Here is a 17,864-nt window from a genome sequence, read left to right on the forward strand (position 1 = left end):
AGTGTTATTATTTGTTTATTAAATCAGTATTAGGAGTACTATCAACAAGGTTAATAGCTTCGTTTCTGTAGACCACTTTTTTGCCTTCAAAGAAGCCTGATGTTTTTATTTCAGCTTCATTTGGAATTGAAATTTTGTATCTACCTTGATTTAGGTTTCCAGTTGAGGTTTTAGAGAATGCAGAGGTCATAATTACTGCAGCAATTGGGTAAGTCGTCCATCTTTGTAGACTGGCATCTTTTTCGACTAAAGTTAAAATAGGAGGTTTAGGTGAGGTATTATTTCTTTTATTTTGTAGGAGTGTTCGGTACGTAGGAAGCGCAAAACTTAGACCTTCTAAACCTGTGTCAGCTAAATAAACGCCCTCTTGATTTTTTTTGTCTTGTTTGAAAGAAATGTTTTTAATGGAGGTGTTTTTAAAATTTCCCCTTCTGCTTTTGGGTGTAAGTGTGGCTGCTGCAACATATAAGGAGGAAAGACTGTTTTTTGCACGAATATTAATAGCAGTCACGTTTTCGCACAATTTAGCATGTGGTTTTAGGAATAATGAAGTGAAACCATCATTATTTGAAATGTTAACAAGTCTTATGTTGGCAATATTTCCTGTTCTTCGATTTGTTACTTTGTTTAGGTCATCATTTCCTTTTCCGCTTCCTGGCTCAAGGCGTACAGTAATTCCTTTTTTTCCAAAAAGTTTTTCTAACATGATGTTTCTACCACTGAATAATTGAACTAAGGCATAGCCTGTTGCAATATTTGTTGCTTTGGCAGATTTTACGACTCCAAATTCGGGGATTCGTCCAAAGGTATTTAGGTCATACCCCTCAGATGCACTTATGTATTTACTATCCGCCACCATAAATACAGAAGGGATGTTGGTGAAGTTGTCTTTTACAAAAAAACGTGATAAGGCAAAGTTTTTTACGTAGCCAACTTTAAAAGGGGCTGCTTTTTCTAGGATTCCAAAATTTCGAACATCGATGGTAAACCATTGGTTTTGTTTTTCTCCTGCACCAACAATTTCAATGTTTTCAATTTTTGCTTGATTGGTTCTTGTGTTTCTTCCCAAATTGAATAAAGTATGATTGTTTCCGCTTTTGTCAATTTTGAAAATAACATTGTCTTCTACTTCAATTCGGATATTCGATTTTAATTTTATCTCACCAAGTGTGTAGGTTGTGTTCGTAGCATTCGGAGCTGTAAATCTTAAAACACCGCCTCCAAGATTAGATATTCTTGTGATTTCGGAATTGATAAATGATGTTGTAGCATTACTAGGAGTAAGGACTCGAGTAGCATTAACGATTATTTTATTTTTAAAAAAAGTAATGTTTGTTCCTTCTACATTTCCTGATTGGGTTCCTATAGAGCCAATATTTTGTGCTGAGAGAGTGGTGACACAGAATAATAAAAGTGTTTGAGCACTTCGTTTTACAATGGAGGTGTTTTTTTGAAACACATCAAATTTCTTGTTGAAAAAAGAATGTTTTTTCTTCATGGATTTAAGTTTAGTTAATTAATAATTCAATTGGTTGTATTGAATTATTAAAACTAAGCCTTAAACAAAATGAGGATTAATACTATTTTATCTATTCCTGTAGTTGTTTATTCTCTAGAGCATGGTAAATGCAAGTTTATTGTTCTTATTTTATTCGAAGGAAATAGCGTAATTAAAAAAGGAATGCCGGTAAGCATTCCTTTTTTTAATTTCTTTTTTTTCTAATTTTCATATTCAATGCCTCTACACCTAAAGAGAAGGCAATTGCAAAATATAGATACCCTTTTGGAATGGCTCCAATTTCTTGGTCAAAAACAGTTGTATGAGCAAGATGGGCACCTTCCGTAATCAACATAAAACCAATTAAAATTAAAAATGATAATGCAAGCATTTGTATCGTAGGGTGTGCATTTACAAATTTTCCAACTGGATTTGCAAAAAGCATCATGATGGCCATTGATACAACGACTGCTGTAATCATAATATACAAAGCCCCGTTGGTACCGTTGGTCATGCCTACAGCAGTTAACACAGAATCGAAAGAAAATACTATATCAATCAAAACAATTTGTAGTATGGTCTTGGACATGGTTGAGGTTGGCTTGTGTTCGTTGTTTTGAGTTTCTTCAGCTCCTTCAACTTTATGTCTGATTTCACTGGTGCTTTTGTATAATAAAAAGAGTCCTCCAAGAAATAAAATAATACTTTGACCAGAAACATGTGTGTTTAACCAGGAAGTTTCAATTGTGATAATCGGGTCTTTCATGGCAATCAAGTAAGAGACTCCTAGTAAAAGAATAACTCTGAAAACCATTGCTAATAGCAGACCTATATTGGTTGCTTTTTTTTGTTGGTGTTTTGGTAATTTTCCTGTTGCAATAGAAATAAAAATTATATTATCGATTCCTAATACGATTTCTAAAAATGTTAAAGTTAGTAAAGCTACCCAGGTGTCTACTTGTGAAAAAATTTCCATGAAGTTAAGTTGTTGTTAGTTTGAAAGTTTATTGAGATATTTTTATGGTGCTACCTTTTTGCTTGAAATTATTGTTTTCGTAGCCGGCTTCAAAATCGTAGGCATTGTTTTTTATTTTGGTGATTTTCACCACAAAATTAGAACTGTCTAGTTTTGATTTTGGGTTTACTTTTTTCAAATGGAATTCAAACTTATTTTTCCATGTGATATTAAAAGTGTCTATTTTGTTTTTGTAGGTTTCAATTTGTAGGTTGTCTACCCTGTAAAAACTTGAACTATCTCTCTTATTCTCTAGGTAAGATTTAAAATGACCTGATTCAAAAGAATAAGAGTTTTTGTTTTGTTTGTGACTGCAGGCAATGACAATCCCAACAATCATAATACTAATAGCAATTTTTTGTAACATGCTTTAAAATTAAATAAAAAAAGTACCCGTCAGCTAGTTCAGGGTACTTTTTTGTAGGTATTGTTTTTTTAGCTTTATTATGAGGATTACATAATAAAATAAATATTTAGATCCCAGTATAATTACTTGGAGTGATAACTTTTAATTCATCTTTAATAGCATCGGAAACTTCTAAAGTGTCAATAAAGTCTGCAATTGACTTTTGATTAATAACAGAATTGGTTCTAGTCAAACCTTTTAATGCTTCGTATGGGTTTGGATACGCCTCTCTTCTTAAAATTGTTTGGATAGCCTCAGCAACTACGGCCCAATTATTCTCTAGGTCTTGTTCGAAAGCTTCTTTATTTAATAATAATTTGTTTAAACCTTTTAAGGTAGAAGCAAAAGCAATTAAAGTATGTCCAAAAGGAACTCCAACATTTCTAAGAACTGTTGAGTCTGTTAAGTCACGTTGCAAACGAGAAACAGGCAATTTAGCAGCTAGGTGCTCAAATAAAGCATTTGCAATTCCTATATTTCCTTCTGAATTTTCAAAGTCAATAGGATTTACTTTATGTGGCATTGCAGAGGAACCAACTTCTCCTTTTTTGATTTTTTGTTTGAAGTAATTACTAGAAATATAAGTCCAAATATCCCTGTCTAAATCCATAATAACATTATTGATACGTTTCATTGCATCAAAAACACCTGCCATATGGTCATAGTGTTCAATTTGAGTTGTTGGGAATGAGTGATGTAGTCCTAAAATGTCTTCTACAAAATGTGTTCCAAAAGCTTTCCAATCAATATCAGGGTAGGCTACTTTATGTGCATTGTAGTTTCCTGTAGCACCACCAAATTTAGCAGCATGAGGTGTGTGTTGTAAATGCAATACTTGTTGGTTTACACGCTCAACGAATACAAACAATTCTTTACCTAGTCTAGTAGGAGAAGCAGGTTGTCCGTGTGTACGTGCCAACATAGGAATATCTTCCCACTCTTCAGATAAATCCGCTAATTTAGCTGTCAATTCATCTAATGAAGGATAATAAACTTCCTCTAAAGAATCTTTGATTGATAAGGGAATAGCAGTGTTGTTTATGTCCTGAGAAGTCAATCCAAAATGGATAAACTCTTTAAAAGCTTGAAGATTTAAAGCATCAAATTTTTCTTTGATGAAATATTCTACAGCTTTTACATCATGATTGGTAATACTTTCAATTTCTTTAATTTTCAATGCGTCATCACTGCTAAAAGAAGTATAGATTTCTCTTAATGCAGGAAATACTGATGTATCAAAGTTTTCTAATTGTGGTAAAGGAATTTCACAAAGAGCAATAAAATATTCAATTTCAACTTTAACTCTATATTTAATCAAAGCTTCCTCCGAATAATATCCTGCTAATGATTCTACTTTTCCTCTATATCTACCGTCAATTGGTGAAATAGCATTTAAACTTGATAACGACATTTTTGTATATTGAAAATTAAGCGCCAAAAATACACAATTTAATAGAAATATAAGAAACTATGTATGGAAAATTAAATAGGGTTTATGACATCTTGATTTGTTCGAATAAAGGTTTGAGAAATAATGAACAGCTTGGTGTTTGGAATTTCATAATATCGATTTCTTGTTTCAATGACTGAATAATAAAAATCTTAAATATGAAAACATTTGTTGCAAAAGTTGTGTGCTTGGTCTTTATTTTTTGTGTATATTCTATTCAGGCTCAAAAGGAAGGGGTTATTGATAAGCAAAAAGGACCTTCCGTTTTGGTAAAGTCCAAAGATTGGACGTCTCTTCTGGATAAAGATTTGAGCCTTTGGGAGGTGTGGACCGGGGTGCCACATAAGTCTGTTCTTGACTTGCCTAGTACTTATAAAACACCTGAGAGCGGGATTCCTGTAGAGCCAATAGGTTTAGATAATTCCCTAGAGGTTTTTAAAGTTGTTGAGGATGCAAATGGAGAGCTGATATTACAGATTTCGGGTTTGGTATATGCAGGACTAACTTCAAAACAAGTTTATCAGAACTATCATTTAACAATGCTTTTTAAATGGGGAGATAAAAAATATGCTCCAAGAATAAATAAAAAACGAGACAACGGATTGTTGTACCATTGCTACGGTGCACATGGTGCTTTTTGGAATGTTTGGAAGCGTTGTTTAGAGTCTCAAATTCAAGAAGGGGATTTTGGTGATTTGTATACTTTGGCAGGGACCAAAGCAAAAGTACATGTAAATAAGTATAACCGTTGGGATCCGAATGCTGATCTTGTTAAAAGTGGAGGAAAAAGAATGTATGATACCGAAAGTGTGCATGGAGCTTGGACGAGAATTGACTTGTATGTTATTGAAGATAGTGCGGTTCATGTAACAAATGGTACCGTAACGTTTGCGCTTACAGGAGCTTTGACTCACGATAATAAAAAGTTAGATAAAGGAGAATTGCAAATTCAATCCGAAGGAGCAGAGGCTTATGTAAAGGGGATTCAAATTCGGCCAATAAAAAAGTTTCCTAAACGAATTAAAAAAGCAGCAGGTTTTTAGAGGTGGGTTATTTAGATTAATGAATGAAATTTAGTCGTTTAAAAACTTGTTCATAATTATTTTTATTCTTCTTTTTATTTTTAGGCTAAATCTCTATTTTAGCAAGGTTCACAACGTACCAACTGTTTTTTAACAGTAAAATGGAATCAACTTAGTATCACGGAGATAATTATGGCAGAAACTACTTATACAGAAGATAATATACGATCACTTGACTGGAAGGAGCATATTAGAATGCGACCTGGTATGTATATCGGTAAATTGGGTGATGGTACTTCGCAAGATGATGGTATTTATATTTTGATCAAGGAAGTTTTAGACAACTCAATTGATGAATTTGTTATGAATGCCGGTAAGACGATTGAGATTTCGGTCAGAAACACCAATGTTACTGTGAGAGATTATGGTAGGGGAATTCCTTTAGGGAAGGTAGTTGATGTGGTCTCTAAAATGAATACTGGTGGTAAATATGATTCAAAAGCGTTTAAAAAATCTGTAGGATTGAATGGTGTTGGTACCAAGGCTGTGAATGCGTTATCTTCAAATTTTAGAGTTCAGTCAATTAGAGATGGACAAACAGTATTTGCTGAGTTTGAAAAAGGAGAGTTGATTACAAAAGGAGAACCTGAGAGTTCAAGCCAAAGAAAAGGAACACGTGTTTCTTTTACGCCTGATCCGAGTATTTTTGCAAATTATAAATTTAGAAATGAGTATGTGATAAAAATGATCAAAAACTATGTGTATTTAAACACTGGTTTAACGATTATTTTTAATGGAGAAAAATATTTTTCTGAAAACGGTTTGAAAGATTTGTTGGAAGAGAATATGAACTCTGAAGATATGGCGTACCCTGTAATCCATCTGAAAGGAGCTGATATTGAGGTAGCAATGACTCATAGTAAAACTCAATATTCAGAGGAGTACCATTCCTTTGTAAATGGACAGCATACAACACAAGGAGGTACGCATCAAGTTGCTTTTAGAGAAGCCGTGGTGAAAACAGTTCGTGAATTTTTTGGTAAAAGTTTTGAAGCTTCAGATGTTAGGAAGTCTATTGTTTCTGGAATAAGTATCAAAGTAATGGAGCCTGTTTTTGAAAGTCAAACAAAAACGAAATTAGGGTCTACAGAAATGGGAGGTGGCTTACCAACCGTTAGAACATTTATCAATGACTTTGTTAAAACACAGTTAGATAATTACCTGCATAAGAATCCTGAAACTGCAGATCAAATTCAACGAAAGATTCTTCAAGCGGAGAGAGAGCGTAAAGAATTGTCTGGCGTTCGTAAACTAGCAAGAGAAAGAGCGAAAAAGGCCAATCTTCATAATAAAAAATTAAGAGATTGCAGAGTTCATTTAGGAGATCTTAAAAAAGACAATAGATTAGATACTACCTTATTTATTACTGAGGGAGATTCAGCGAGTGGTTCCATTACTAAATCTAGAAATGTGAACACTCAAGCAGTATTTAGTCTGAAAGGAAAGCCTTTGAATTCTTATGGGATGAGTAAAAAGGTAGTGTATGAAAATGAGGAGTTCAACTTATTGCAAGCTGCATTAAATATTGAAGAAGGCTTAGATGATTTGAGATATAACAATATTGTAATCGCAACGGATGCCGATGTAGATGGTATGCACATTCGTTTGTTGTTGATTACGTTTTTCTTACAATTTTTTCCGGAAGTGATCAGAGAGGGGCATTTGTTTATTTTGGAAACTCCTTTGTTTAGGGTTAGAAATAAAAAAGAGACTATTTATTGTTACTCGGAAGAGGAAAGAAGAAACGCAATAGATAAATTATCTGGGAAACCTGAAATCACACGATTTAAAGGACTGGGTGAGATTTCTCCGAATGAATTTGTTCACTTTATTGGAGAAAATATTCGTTTGGATCCAGTGATGTTAGATAAGGAAATGCCGATAGAAAAAATGCTTGAATTTTATATGGGTAAAAACACTCCTGATAGGCAGAAATTCATTATTGAAAATCTGAAAGTTGAATTAGATGTTGTAGAGGAGTAGACTTATTCCAAAGAGAGTAAAAGTATAATCAAAGTTTTTAAGAGAGACAAAGATCTGATCATTTGTTGAATAATAGAATATAAATAGATGCAAGAAGAAAACGAAGAGCAATTAAATGAATCACAAGAAAATCAGAGTCAAGAAACGATTACTAAGGTAACCGGGATGTATAAGGAGTGGTTTTTGGATTATGCTTCTTATGTTATTTTGGAGAGAGCCGTTCCTGCGCTTGATGATGGTTTTAAGCCGGTACAACGTAGGATTATGCAGTCTATGAAAGACTTGGATGATGGGCGTTATAATAAGGTAGCAAACTTAGTAGGGCATACTATGCAGTACCATCCCCACGGAGATGCTTCTATTGCAGATGCTATGGTTCAACTTGGTCAAAAAGAATTGCTGATAGATATGCAAGGAAACTGGGGGAATATCCTGACTGGAGACCGCGCCGCAGCATCAAGGTATATTGAGGCAAGATTATCGAAATTTGCTTTAGAAGTTCTCTTTAATCCAAAAACTACGCATTGGCAAGCTTCTTATGATGGTCGAAGAAAAGAACCCATCCATCTGCCTGTAAAGTTTCCGTTATTGTTGGCTCAAGGAGCAGAAGGAATTGCAGTAGGGTTGTCTACAAAGGTATTGCCTCATAACTTTCTAGAGTTGATAGATGCATCGATTAAATACTTGAAGGGTAGAAGTTTTAAAATTGTGCCCGATTTTTTAACGGGAGGTATCGCTGATTTCACAAACTATAATGATGGAAAAAGAGGAGGTAAGGTTAGGGTTAGAGCGAGGATTGCTCAGGTAGATAAAAAAACACTAGCTATAACAGAAATTCCATTTGCAACTACTACTTCGTCTTTGATCGATTCTATTTTGAAAGCGAATGACAAAGGAAAGATAAAAATTAAACGGATTGAGGATAATACAGCGGCTAAGGTTGAGATTTTAATTCACTTGCCGCCAAACGTTTCTCCGGATAAAACAATTGATGCTTTGTATGCTTTTACAAACTGTGAAACTTCGATTTCGCCTTTGAGTTGTATTATAGAAGATCATAAGCCTTTATTTATCGGAGTATCAGAGCAATTGAAGCGCTCAACGGATAGAACGGTTGCGTTGCTGAAAAAAGAGCTCGAAATTCAGTTAGGGGAATTGAATGAGCAATGGCATTTTGCTTCCTTAGAAAGAATATTTATTGAAAACAGAATATATCGTGATATTGAAGAAGTGGCTACCTGGGATGGAGTAATTGAGGCCATTGACTTAGGATTGAAACCTTATACAACTCATTTAAAACGTGCGGTTACTACTGAGGATATTCTTAGGCTTACAGAGATTCGAATTAAAAAGATATCTAAATTTGATATAGATAAGGCGAAACAGTTTATTGAAGCTTTGGAGGATAAAATAGCCGAAGTAAAAAATAAGCTTGAGAATTTGGTAGATTTTGCCATTGATTATTTTAAACATTTAAAAGATACATACGGAAAAGGTAAAGAACGTAAAACTGAGATTAGAATTTTTGATGATATTGTAGCATCTAAAGTTGCGTTGAGCAACACAAAGATATATGTAAATAAAGAAGAGGGGTTTATTGGGACTTCGTTGCGTAAAGATGAATTCGTAGCGGACTGTTCTGATATTGATGATATTATCGTTTTTCGAAATAACGGGACAATGATGATTACCAAAGTAGCCTCCAAAACTTTTGTGGGTAAAGGGATTATTCATTTAGCGGTATTTAAAAAAGGAGATAAAAGAACAGTTTATAACTTGATGTATAGGGATGGAAGGTCTGGTCCTAGCTATATGAAACGTTTTAACGTCACGAGTATTACTAGAGATAAGGAGTATGATTTAACAAACGGGAACAAAGGTTCTATGTTGCATTATTTTTCTGCAAATCCTAATGGTGAAGCTGAGGTGGTTTCGGTAAACCTCAGAGCTGTAGGAAGTGTTAAAAAATTGAAATGGGATATTGACTTTTCGGATTTGTTAATCAAAGGTCGTTCGTCAAAGGGTAATTTGATAACAAAATTACCTATCAGAAAAATTGAGTTTAAATCGGCGGGTAAATCTACTTTGAAACCTAGAAAAATATGGTTTGATGATACGGTACAAAGATTAAATGTTGATGATAGAGGAGAATTGTTGGGAGAATTTACAGCAGAGGATAAGTTGTTGATAGTGACACAATCAGGAATTGCTAAAACAATTGCTCCAGCTTTAAATTATCATTTTGAAGAGGATATGATTGTTCTGGAAAAATGGGAGCCGAACAAGCCGGTATCCGCTATTTATTTCGATGGGGAGAAGGAAAAGTACTTTGTGAAAAGGTTTATGATTGATCATCCTGAAAGAGAAGATAGGTTTATAACAGATCACCCTAAATCACAATTAGAAATCGTAGCAACAGATCATAGACCCAATGCAGAGGTTGTGTTTTCTAAACGAAGTCTAGATCCGATTATCGTAGATTTTGAGGAGTTTATTGCAGTTAAAGGAATCAAGGCTATTGGAAATCAATTATCAACGGATAAGATAAAAACGGTGAATTTATTGGAGCCAAAACCATATACGCCGCCTGTGTTGGATGATCTTGAGGTGACGGAAGATACGGATACAGATAAAGGAGATGCACAACCTACATTGTTTTGATATGAAATACATTTTTTTCTCAATCGTTATTTTGATTTTTTTGAACGCGTGTTCAGAAGGTTCAAAAAGTAAATCTGACCCTAATAAAGAAGAGTGGATTTCTTTATTTAATGGGGTTGATTTAGAGAATTGGGATGTGAAATTCACGAAAAGGAATTTGAATGAAAATTATAAAAACACCTTTGTTGTTGAAGATGGGATGATTCGGGTGAGTTATGATAATTACAAAGTTTTTGACAAAGACTTTGGTCATATGTATTACAAAACACCTTATTCTTATTATAGATTACGATTTGATTACCGCTTTGTTGGAGATCAAATAGAAGGAGGTTCTATTGGGAATGTAAGAAATAGTGGTGTGATGCTTCATTCTCAATCAGCAAAAAGTAATGAGAAAAATCAAACATTTCCTTTTTCAGTTGAATTTCAGTTATTGGGGGGCTTAGGGAATGAGGATAGAACAACAGGGAATGTTTGTACGCCAGGAACTGTTGTTATGATGCAAGATACTTTGAATTACGATCATTGTATTAAATCTGTTTCTAAAACGTATCACGGGGATCAATGGGTGCATGTTGAGGCTATTGTTTTAGGAGGAGAATCAATGATTTTTAAAATAAATGATGAAGTTGTTTTAGAGTTTGATTTGCCTCAGATAGAGGATTTTTCAAAAAGAAAACCAAATTACTGGGAGAAGTTCGGAATTGAAAACTCCATAAAGTACTGGACTAATAGAGAAGGAGAAGTTTTAAATTCTGGTTATATTGCCTTACAAGCGGAAAGTAGTCCTGTAGATTTTAAAAATATCGAGCTTCTTGATCTTTGTGGTTGTATGGATAGAAATGCTAAGAATTACAAAACTTATTATGTAAAAAATATCCCTTCTGGTTGTGAGTATTGATCTTACAATTTGCCATTTTTTTTATTTATTTTATAATTGATAAAATTTGTTTATTTTTGTTTAAATAAATCAATTTTTTGATGAACAAAATTAAAGATTCCTTTTTGATTCAAGACCTAGAAACCCTGAGTGGTATCAAGGCTCATACGATTCGTATTTGGGAAAAAAGGTATAACTTATTAAACCCAGAGAGACTTAATAGGAATATTAGAAAGTATAGTTTAACAGATTTACAAAAACTTTTAAACGTTAGTATTTTATATAGTAATGGGCATAAAATATCTAAATTGTCTGTTTTGTCTGAAACGGAGCTGCATGAGACTGCCAGAAAAATAAGTTTAGAATCGGTTAAGCCTGATTATAATGTTAATGAACTGATTCTTGCAATGTATGCTTTTGATAGTCTGAAATTTGATGAAGTTTATGATGAGTTGTCAAAGTCGATGGATTTTGAAGAGTTGTTTGTGAAAGTTTACATTCCTTTGTTAGATCATATTGGTGTTTTGTGGCAAACGGATGCTATCAAGCCAGCTCATGAGCATTTTATATCAAACCTAATTATTGGGAAGATTGTTTTAAATACTGCAAAAATAGATTTAAAAAGTTCTGATGATGATTTCACCTATGTTTTGTTTTTACCAGTAGGAGAGTTACATAGTTTAGGTTTGTTGTTTTTAAATTATTGTTTGAAAAAAAGAGGTAAAAAAACAGTTTACTTAGGAGGTGGAATTCCGTTTTCTAATCTAGAGACTCTAAACACAAAATTTTTGTCTATTAAATGGATATGTTCTTTTGTTGTTGAAAGAACGAGAGAAGAAAAAGAAGCTTTTTTGTTAGAGTATTCAGAATTTTTGAAATCCTCTAACAGCTCTAGTTTACTTGTTGGAAGGGTGATGGAAGAAGTTTCTGGAAAAGAGGATTTCAAGGAGAGAATTCATTTCTTTAATAGTTTTAAAGAATTACCATTTTTTGAATAAATATTTTTATTTGTTTAATTAATTTATATATTTGTTAAACATGAAGAAAAAAGTAAAAATATTAGGATCTGGTTTTTCATCATTGTCAGCAGCTTGTTATTTGGCTAAAGACGGATATGATGTTGAGGTTTACGAAAAAAACAGTCAAATAGGAGGTAGAGCTCGGCAGTATAAAAAAGATGGTTTTCTTTTTGATATGGGGCCTACTTGGTACTGGATGCCAGATGTTTTTGAGCGGTTTTTTAATGATTTTAACCGAGTTCCGGAGAAGTATTATACCCTAGAAAAACTAAACCCGGCCTATGAGGTGTATTTTGGAATTGGAGACAGTGTTAAAATTGGAGATGATTTAGAAAAGATATATTCATTATTTGAAAAGGAGGAGAAAGGAAGTTCTAAATATCTAAAAGAATTTTTAAAATTAGCTGAGAGTAATTACAATGTTGCAGTAAAAGATTTGGTATATCGTCCGGGAGTTTCGCCTTTGGAGTTGATAAGTCCGAAAACTGTAACGAAGTTAAATCAGTTGTTTTTTGATATTAGAAAATTAATTCAAAAAAGATTTAACAACCCTAGACTTATAAAGATCCTTGAATTTCCAGTATTATTTTTAGGAGCCAAGCCAGGTAATACGCCTGCTATGTATAATTTTATGAATTGGGCCGACTTTGGATTGGGAACTTGGCATCCTAAAGGAGGGATGTTTGAGGTTGCAGATGGGATGGCTCAACTGGCCATAGAGTTAGGGGTAAGTTTTAAATTAAATGCTGCGGTTGATAAGATAGCAGTAAATTCTGCGGGAATAGCTGAAGGTATTGTAGTGAATGATACTTTTGTTCAAGCGGATATTGTTTTGAGTGGTGCTGATTATCATCATACTGAAAAATTAGTAAGCAAAGAGTATAGACAGTACTCAGAAAAATACTGGGACAAAAAGACCTTTGCTCCATCTTCGTTGTTGTTTTATGTTGGTTTTGATAAAAAAATCGAAAATGTTTCACATCATACTTTGTTTTTTGATGAAGAGTTTGACTCACATGCAGAGTATATATATGATACACCAGCTTGGCCAAAGGATCCACTTTTTTACGCGAGTTTTCCTAGTATAAGTGACGATGCTTTTGCTCCAGAAGGAAAAGAGGCCGCAACTTTTTTAATACCAATAGCTGCGGGATTAGAGGATACTGAGGAACACAGAGAGGAGTATTTTGATATAATAATTGAAAGATTAGAGAAATTAACAGGTCAAAAAGTGAAAGATTCTGTATTGTTCAAGCAGTCGTATTGTGTAAAAGATTTTGTGAAAGATTATAATTCCTATAAAGGTAATGCCTACGGATTAGCAAATACTTTAACACAAACTGCATTTTTAAGACCAAAAATTAAAAGTAGTAAAGTAAAAAATTTGTATTTTACAGGACAGTTAACGGTTCCAGGACCAGGAGTACCACCGGCTTTAATATCTGGTAAAATAGCGGCAGAATTGATTTTTAAAAAGGAAGGTAAATGAAAGAATTATTCGATAAAGTATCCGATACTACAGCAGTAATGATTACGAAAAAGTACAGCACTTCTTTTTCAATAGCGGTTAGGTTACTTGCTCCAAGTATAAGGCAAGCTGTCTATAACGTCTATGGTTTTGTGCGGGTAGCAGATGAAATAGTAGATAGTTTTGATGGATATCAACAAAAACAGTTGTTAGATAGGTTTGAGGATGAGTATCACTATGCTAGAGTATATGGCATCAGTTCAAATCCGGTAATAAATGCTTTTCAAAGGACAGTTGAGGAATATGATATTGATCGTGATCTGGTAGACGCTTTTTTAAAAAGTATGAGAGCAGATCTATCCAAACAAGTGTATACAACAGATCAAGAGATAAAAGATTATATCTATGGCTCTGCGGATGTGGTTGGTTTGATGTGTTTGAAAATTTTTGTTCAAGGAAATCAAGAAAAATACTTGAAACTAGTTGAGCCAGCAATGAAACTTGGATCGGCATTTCAAAAAGTGAATTTTTTAAGAGATTTTAAGGCGGATTATGATGGATTAAGCAGGACTTATTTTCCTAATGTAGATCCAAATAAACTGACACAGCAAGATAAAGAAAATATAATTCGAGATATTGAAATTGAATTTGAAGAGGCTTTAAGTGGGATAAAGAAATTACCAAAGGAAGCAAGATTAGGGGTTTATGTTGCATATCGTTACTATCTAAGATTATTAAAAAAAATAGACAATACACCTGCCACGGCATTACTTGAAAGTAGAATTAGAGTTTCCAATGGTTTGAAAACTTATTTGTTATTTAAATCTTATGTAAGATATCAGTTTAATATTGTTTAAGAATGAAAGTTTTTTTTATGTGTTTGTTTTTTATGGCATTTTTTTCGGAAGATCAGGTTATTGTTAAAAACTTTCATGAACTAAGAACAAAACAAGAGGAACAATCTTTTTTAAAAAAGTTCTCTAATAATTCTAGTGTCATGGTTCAAGCTTATGTTTGTGCTGTTGAAATGAAGCAAGCTGAATATGCAATGAATCCAATTACAAAACTGAAAATTTTTAACAAAACGAAAAAGAAGTTAGCTTTGTTGATTAAAGATAATCCTGAAAATGTTCATTTAAGATACGTTCGTTTATTGTTGCAAGAAAAAACACCTTCTATTTTGGGGTATAAAGATGATATTGAACAGGATAAATTATATCTTCAGAAACAAATACAGAATAATAATATAACAAAAGAATTTCAAGCTTTTATTGAAAACAACACTTCCATATGATTTACATTTTTTATTTTTTGATTACCGTTTTTACATATCTAACAATGGAAGTTGTAACTTGGTTAACGCATAAGTATGTGATGCATGGTTTTTTATGGGTATTGCATGAAGATCATCATCAGCCAAGGTATCAACATGCTTTTGAGAAAAATGATGCGTTTTTTGTAATTGGTGCAATTCCAAGTATCACCTTATTTTATTTTGGAGTGCATCCAGAATTGAATTATAAGTTTTTTATTGGTCTGGGGGTTTTGTTCTATGGGATCACCTACTTTTTGGTGCATGATGTTTTGATTCATCAACGTTTTAAATGGTTTAAAAAAACTAAAAACAAATATCTGATTGGTTTAAGGAAAGCTCATAAAGTACATCATAAACACCTAGGGAAAGAAGATGGTGAGTGTTTCGGTATGCTCAATGTACCAAATAAATATTTCAAAATATAAGTGCCATGACTCCATTGTATTTTTATTTGTTGATGGGGTCTTTAAGTGTCCCTTTATTGTTTTCCGTTTTTGTAATTGACTTTATTAAAAGATGGAGGCATTTTGTAATATCGACTTCGATAATTGCCGTTGTTTTTTTAATTTGGGATGTCATATTTACAGAAAATGCTATATGGGGGTTTGAGGAAAATTATTGTTTAGGAATTAAATTTCTTAAAATGCCCATAGAGGAATGGTTGTTCTTTTTTGTAATTCCTTTTTGTAGTTTATTTACGCATTTTGCATTTTTTTATAAATTTCCAGAGGTTAAACTGTCATTAAAATTTACAAGGTGGTTCACTATATTTCTAAAATTGTTGTGTTTGTTTTTGGTGTACAGTTATCCTCATAAGGCTTACACATCTGTCAATTACTCATTTTTGTTTGTTGTGTTGGCTATTGGTTTGTTCTTTAATATCCAATTATTGCAAAAATTTTATATTTCGTTTTTGATAATTTTAGTTCCGTTTTTCCTAGTAAATGGAGCTCTTACAGGTATGTTTACGGAAATACCCGTGGTGTGGTATGACAATTCAGAAAATCTAGGTATAAGATTGATAAGTATTCCGGTAGAAGATATTGGTTATGCTTTTTCTATGCTGTTTGGAAATTTATTTTTATTTGAAAAATTAAACGCTTTTAATAAATGAGTATTACATTTAAAAAACATTCTGGGATTTTTACGTTAGAGTCAAGGCAAAAGGCACCAATTTCTGTTGATAAGGCATGGGAGTTTTTTAGTTCACCAGACAATTTAGAGAAGCTAACTCCTAAAGAAATGAATTTTCAAGTAACGTCAGGAAAACCTAAAAAGGCGTATCCAGGTCAGATTATTTCTTATAAAGTGAGTGTTTTACCAGGAGTTAGATTGAATTGGGTAACCGAGATTACACAGGTGAAAAAAGGGATGTTTTTCATAGATGAGCAAAGGTTTGGACCGTACAAAATGTGGCATCATGAACATTTTTTTGAGAAAATTGATGAAAATTCATGTTGGTTAGGAGATAAAGTCTCTTATAAATTGCCTTTAGGTTTTTTAGGAAACATTGCCCATGTACTATTTGTAAAGAAGCAATTGAAAGGGATTTTTGAATTTAGATCTAAGCAAATTATTGCACTTTTCAAGTAACCTATTCTTCATATCATACTTACAATTATTTAACTCTATTGATACTTTATTTTCGAGAGATTGAAATAGTTTCGCGTAGCACTTAAAATAAGTCAATATTATTTTGAGCTGTATCTTATGGCTAAAAAAGAATTAAATAAATCTGATTTCTCTGATGATTTTGTATGGGGTGTTGCTACGGCGGCTTATCAAACAGAAGGGGCTTATAATGTGGATGGAAAAGGAATTTCTATTTGGGATACCTTTACGGATGATAAAAAATTTAAAAATGGAAATGCCAATAAAGCTATTGATTTTTATAATAACTATGAGGCTGATATAAATAGGATTAAAGATTTAAATTTGGATTCTTTTCGATTCTCGTTATCTTGGTCAAGGTTGTTTCCAAAAGGAACTGGTGAGGTAAATTTGAAAGGTGTTGCTTTTTATCACAAAGTGATTGACACATGTCTAGACAATGGAATCACTCCTTGGGTTACTTTATATCATTGGGATTTACCTCAAACGCTAGAGGACAAAGGTGGCTGGACGAGTCGTTCTATTTTAGATTGGTTTTCGTATTATGTGGATTTTTGCACGAAAGAATATGGCGATAAGGTTACTAATTGGATGGTTGTGAATGAACCGATGAGTTTTATCGGTTTGGGCTATTTTACAGGAGAGCACGCTCCAGGCAAAAAAGGGTTGAAAAGCTTTTTGCCGGCGGCACATCATGTCACACTCTGTCAAGCTATTGGAGGTCGTATTGTTAGGGAAAATGTTGAAGGGGCTTATGTGGGGACTACTTTTTCTTGTTCTCATGTAACACCCAAAAATTATTTATGGAGTAATATAAAAGCTGCAAAAAGGGTAGATGCCTTGCTCAATAGGTTTTTTATTGAACCATTGCTGGGTTTGGGGTATCCATATAAGGAGTTCATTGGGTTGAAAAAAATCAAAAAGTATTTTAAGCCAGGAGACGAAAAATTAATGAAGTTTGATTTTGACTTTATCGGACTTCAGTATTATTTTAGAATTGTTGCTAAGTATAATTTATTACCTCCCATTTTATTTGCGAAAGAAGTGCCGGCAAGTAAAAGAAATGTGAAAATGAATTCCATGGGGATGGAAATTTATCATAAAGGATTGTACAAAACCATTAAAAAATTCAGCAAATATAAGGGAGTAGATGCTATATTTATAACTGAGGCTGGAGTCTGTTTGAATGATGAAAAAATTGATGGTAAAATTAAAGACCCAAAACGAATTAAGTACATGAAAAAAACATTCGCTAAAATTCATAAGGCGATTAAAAAGGGAATCAACGTGAAAGGCGTTTTTTTATGGACTTTAGTTGATAATTTTGAATGGGCTGAGGGATATAAGCCTCGGTTTGGTTTGATTTTTAATGATTTTGAAACACAAAAAAGAACCTATAAAAAATCTGCTTTTTGGTTGCAAAATTTTTTAAAGAGAAAAGAGAAGATATACCCTGATGCTTAAGTGATAATCCTC

16 protein-coding genes are annotated in these 17,864 nt (G+C 33.1%); 12 read left to right on the plus strand and 4 right to left on the minus strand.

Annotated features, from left to right (window positions below; translation table 11 throughout):
* Nucleotides 1-7: 7 nt before the first annotated feature.
* The 4 genes from AC2DGP_RS01010 to purB form a co-directional block, all read right to left on the minus strand.
* The gene (locus AC2DGP_RS01010) at nucleotides 8-1,498 is read right to left on the minus strand and encodes a hypothetical protein (protein WP_484491170.1); all 1,491 of its coding nucleotides are present in this window, start codon (nucleotides 1,496-1,498) and stop codon (nucleotides 8-10) included.
* A 205-nt stretch (nucleotides 1,499-1,703) separates the two neighbouring features.
* Nucleotides 1,704-2,474 (minus strand): TerC family protein, encoded by a 771-nt coding sequence (locus AC2DGP_RS01015; protein ID WP_484491171.1) that lies wholly within the window; start codon nucleotides 2,472-2,474, stop codon nucleotides 1,704-1,706.
* 28 nt (nucleotides 2,475-2,502) lie between these two features.
* Nucleotides 2,503-2,880: a hypothetical protein gene (locus AC2DGP_RS01020; protein ID WP_484491172.1), complete on the minus strand. Its 378-nt coding sequence runs from the start codon at nucleotides 2,878-2,880 to the stop codon at nucleotides 2,503-2,505.
* A gap of 106 nt (nucleotides 2,881-2,986) precedes the next feature.
* The gene (gene purB, locus AC2DGP_RS01025) at nucleotides 2,987-4,330 is read right to left on the minus strand and encodes an adenylosuccinate lyase (RefSeq protein WP_484491173.1); all 1,344 of its coding nucleotides are present in this window, start codon (nucleotides 4,328-4,330) and stop codon (nucleotides 2,987-2,989) included.
* 197 nt (nucleotides 4,331-4,527) lie between these two features.
* Here purB and AC2DGP_RS01030 point away from each other — a divergent pair, with 197 nt between their 5' ends.
* From AC2DGP_RS01030 to AC2DGP_RS01085, 12 genes are all read left to right on the plus strand, one after another.
* Nucleotides 4,528-5,412 carry a 3-keto-disaccharide hydrolase gene (locus tag AC2DGP_RS01030; RefSeq protein WP_484491174.1) on the plus strand — a complete coding sequence of 295 codons (885 nt, stop codon included), beginning with the start codon at nucleotides 4,528-4,530 and terminating at the stop codon, nucleotides 5,410-5,412.
* A 171-nt stretch (nucleotides 5,413-5,583) separates the two neighbouring features.
* Complete coding sequence (locus AC2DGP_RS01035; protein ID WP_484491175.1) at nucleotides 5,584-7,434, plus strand: DNA topoisomerase IV subunit B; 1,851 nt, start codon at nucleotides 5,584-5,586, stop codon at nucleotides 7,432-7,434.
* Nucleotides 7,435-7,521: 87 nt separating this feature from the next.
* On the plus strand, nucleotides 7,522-10,095 hold the full coding sequence (locus AC2DGP_RS01040) for a DNA gyrase/topoisomerase IV subunit A (protein WP_484491176.1): 2,574 nt from the start codon (nucleotides 7,522-7,524) through the stop codon (nucleotides 10,093-10,095).
* Nucleotide 10,096: 1 nt separating this feature from the next.
* The gene (locus AC2DGP_RS01045) at nucleotides 10,097-10,996 is read left to right on the plus strand and encodes a 3-keto-disaccharide hydrolase (protein ID WP_484491177.1); all 900 of its coding nucleotides are present in this window, start codon (nucleotides 10,097-10,099) and stop codon (nucleotides 10,994-10,996) included.
* Nucleotides 10,997-11,076: 80 nt separating this feature from the next.
* Nucleotides 11,077-11,973 (plus strand): MerR family transcriptional regulator, encoded by an 897-nt coding sequence (locus AC2DGP_RS01050; RefSeq protein WP_484491178.1) that lies wholly within the window; start codon nucleotides 11,077-11,079, stop codon nucleotides 11,971-11,973.
* A gap of 40 nt (nucleotides 11,974-12,013) precedes the next feature.
* Nucleotides 12,014-13,483 (plus strand): phytoene desaturase family protein, encoded by a 1,470-nt coding sequence (locus AC2DGP_RS01055; RefSeq protein WP_484491179.1) that lies wholly within the window; start codon nucleotides 12,014-12,016, stop codon nucleotides 13,481-13,483.
* On the plus strand, nucleotides 13,480-14,319 hold the full coding sequence (locus AC2DGP_RS01060) for a phytoene/squalene synthase family protein (protein ID WP_484491180.1): 840 nt from the start codon (nucleotides 13,480-13,482) through the stop codon (nucleotides 14,317-14,319). The genes AC2DGP_RS01055 and AC2DGP_RS01060 overlap by 4 nt, the downstream gene beginning before the upstream one ends.
* A 2-nt stretch (nucleotides 14,320-14,321) precedes the next feature.
* Nucleotides 14,322-14,756 (plus strand): hypothetical protein, encoded by a 435-nt coding sequence (locus AC2DGP_RS01065; protein ID WP_484491181.1) that lies wholly within the window; start codon nucleotides 14,322-14,324, stop codon nucleotides 14,754-14,756.
* Between the two features lie 44 nt (nucleotides 14,757-14,800).
* Nucleotides 14,801-15,202: a sterol desaturase family protein gene (locus AC2DGP_RS01070; RefSeq protein WP_484491182.1), complete on the plus strand. Its 402-nt coding sequence runs from the start codon at nucleotides 14,801-14,803 to the stop codon at nucleotides 15,200-15,202.
* A gap of 5 nt (nucleotides 15,203-15,207) precedes the next feature.
* On the plus strand, nucleotides 15,208-15,891 hold the full coding sequence (locus AC2DGP_RS01075) for a lycopene cyclase domain-containing protein (protein ID WP_484491183.1): 684 nt from the start codon (nucleotides 15,208-15,210) through the stop codon (nucleotides 15,889-15,891).
* Entirely contained in the window at nucleotides 15,888-16,370 is a 483-nt protein-coding gene (locus AC2DGP_RS01080; RefSeq protein ID WP_484491184.1) for an SRPBCC family protein, read from the plus strand. The genes AC2DGP_RS01075 and AC2DGP_RS01080 overlap by 4 nt, the downstream gene beginning before the upstream one ends.
* Nucleotides 16,371-16,487: 117 nt before the next feature.
* Nucleotides 16,488-17,852, plus strand: coding sequence for a GH1 family beta-glucosidase (locus AC2DGP_RS01085; protein WP_484491185.1), 1,365 nt, complete (start codon nucleotides 16,488-16,490; stop codon nucleotides 17,850-17,852).
* Nucleotides 17,853-17,864 lie beyond the last annotated feature (12 nt).

The sequence above is a fragment of the Flavicella sp. IMCC45537 genome (assembly GCF_057197705.1).

Excerpts from the sequence above, each read along its gene's own strand:
- purB (WP_484491173.1), bottom strand. The coding sequence starts at position 4,330 with ATGTCGTTATCAAGTTTAAATGCTATTTCACCAATTGACGGTAGATAT.
- AC2DGP_RS01030 (WP_484491174.1), top strand. The coding sequence starts at position 4,528 with ATGAAAACATTTGTTGCAAAAGTTGTGTGCTTGGTCTTTATTTTTTGT.
- AC2DGP_RS01015 (WP_484491171.1), bottom strand. The coding sequence starts at position 2,474 with ATGGAAATTTTTTCACAAGTAGACACCTGGGTAGCTTTACTAACTTTA.
- AC2DGP_RS01010 (WP_484491170.1), bottom strand. The coding sequence starts at position 1,498 with ATGAAGAAAAAACATTCTTTTTTCAACAAGAAATTTGATGTGTTTCAA.
- AC2DGP_RS01020 (WP_484491172.1), bottom strand. The coding sequence starts at position 2,880 with ATGTTACAAAAAATTGCTATTAGTATTATGATTGTTGGGATTGTCATT.
- AC2DGP_RS01050 (WP_484491178.1), top strand. The coding sequence starts at position 11,077 with ATGAACAAAATTAAAGATTCCTTTTTGATTCAAGACCTAGAAACCCTG.
- AC2DGP_RS01085 (WP_484491185.1), top strand. The coding sequence starts at position 16,488 with ATGGCTAAAAAAGAATTAAATAAATCTGATTTCTCTGATGATTTTGTA.
- AC2DGP_RS01040 (WP_484491176.1), top strand. The coding sequence starts at position 7,522 with ATGCAAGAAGAAAACGAAGAGCAATTAAATGAATCACAAGAAAATCAG.
- AC2DGP_RS01075 (WP_484491183.1), top strand. The coding sequence starts at position 15,208 with ATGACTCCATTGTATTTTTATTTGTTGATGGGGTCTTTAAGTGTCCCT.
- AC2DGP_RS01080 (WP_484491184.1), top strand. The coding sequence starts at position 15,888 with ATGAGTATTACATTTAAAAAACATTCTGGGATTTTTACGTTAGAGTCA.
- AC2DGP_RS01045 (WP_484491177.1), top strand. The coding sequence starts at position 10,097 with ATGAAATACATTTTTTTCTCAATCGTTATTTTGATTTTTTTGAACGCG.
- AC2DGP_RS01070 (WP_484491182.1), top strand. The coding sequence starts at position 14,801 with ATGGAAGTTGTAACTTGGTTAACGCATAAGTATGTGATGCATGGTTTT.
- AC2DGP_RS01060 (WP_484491180.1), top strand. The coding sequence starts at position 13,480 with ATGAAAGAATTATTCGATAAAGTATCCGATACTACAGCAGTAATGATT.
- AC2DGP_RS01035 (WP_484491175.1), top strand. The coding sequence starts at position 5,584 with ATGGCAGAAACTACTTATACAGAAGATAATATACGATCACTTGACTGG.
- AC2DGP_RS01055 (WP_484491179.1), top strand. The coding sequence starts at position 12,014 with ATGAAGAAAAAAGTAAAAATATTAGGATCTGGTTTTTCATCATTGTCA.
- AC2DGP_RS01065 (WP_484491181.1), top strand. The coding sequence starts at position 14,322 with ATGAAAGTTTTTTTTATGTGTTTGTTTTTTATGGCATTTTTTTCGGAA.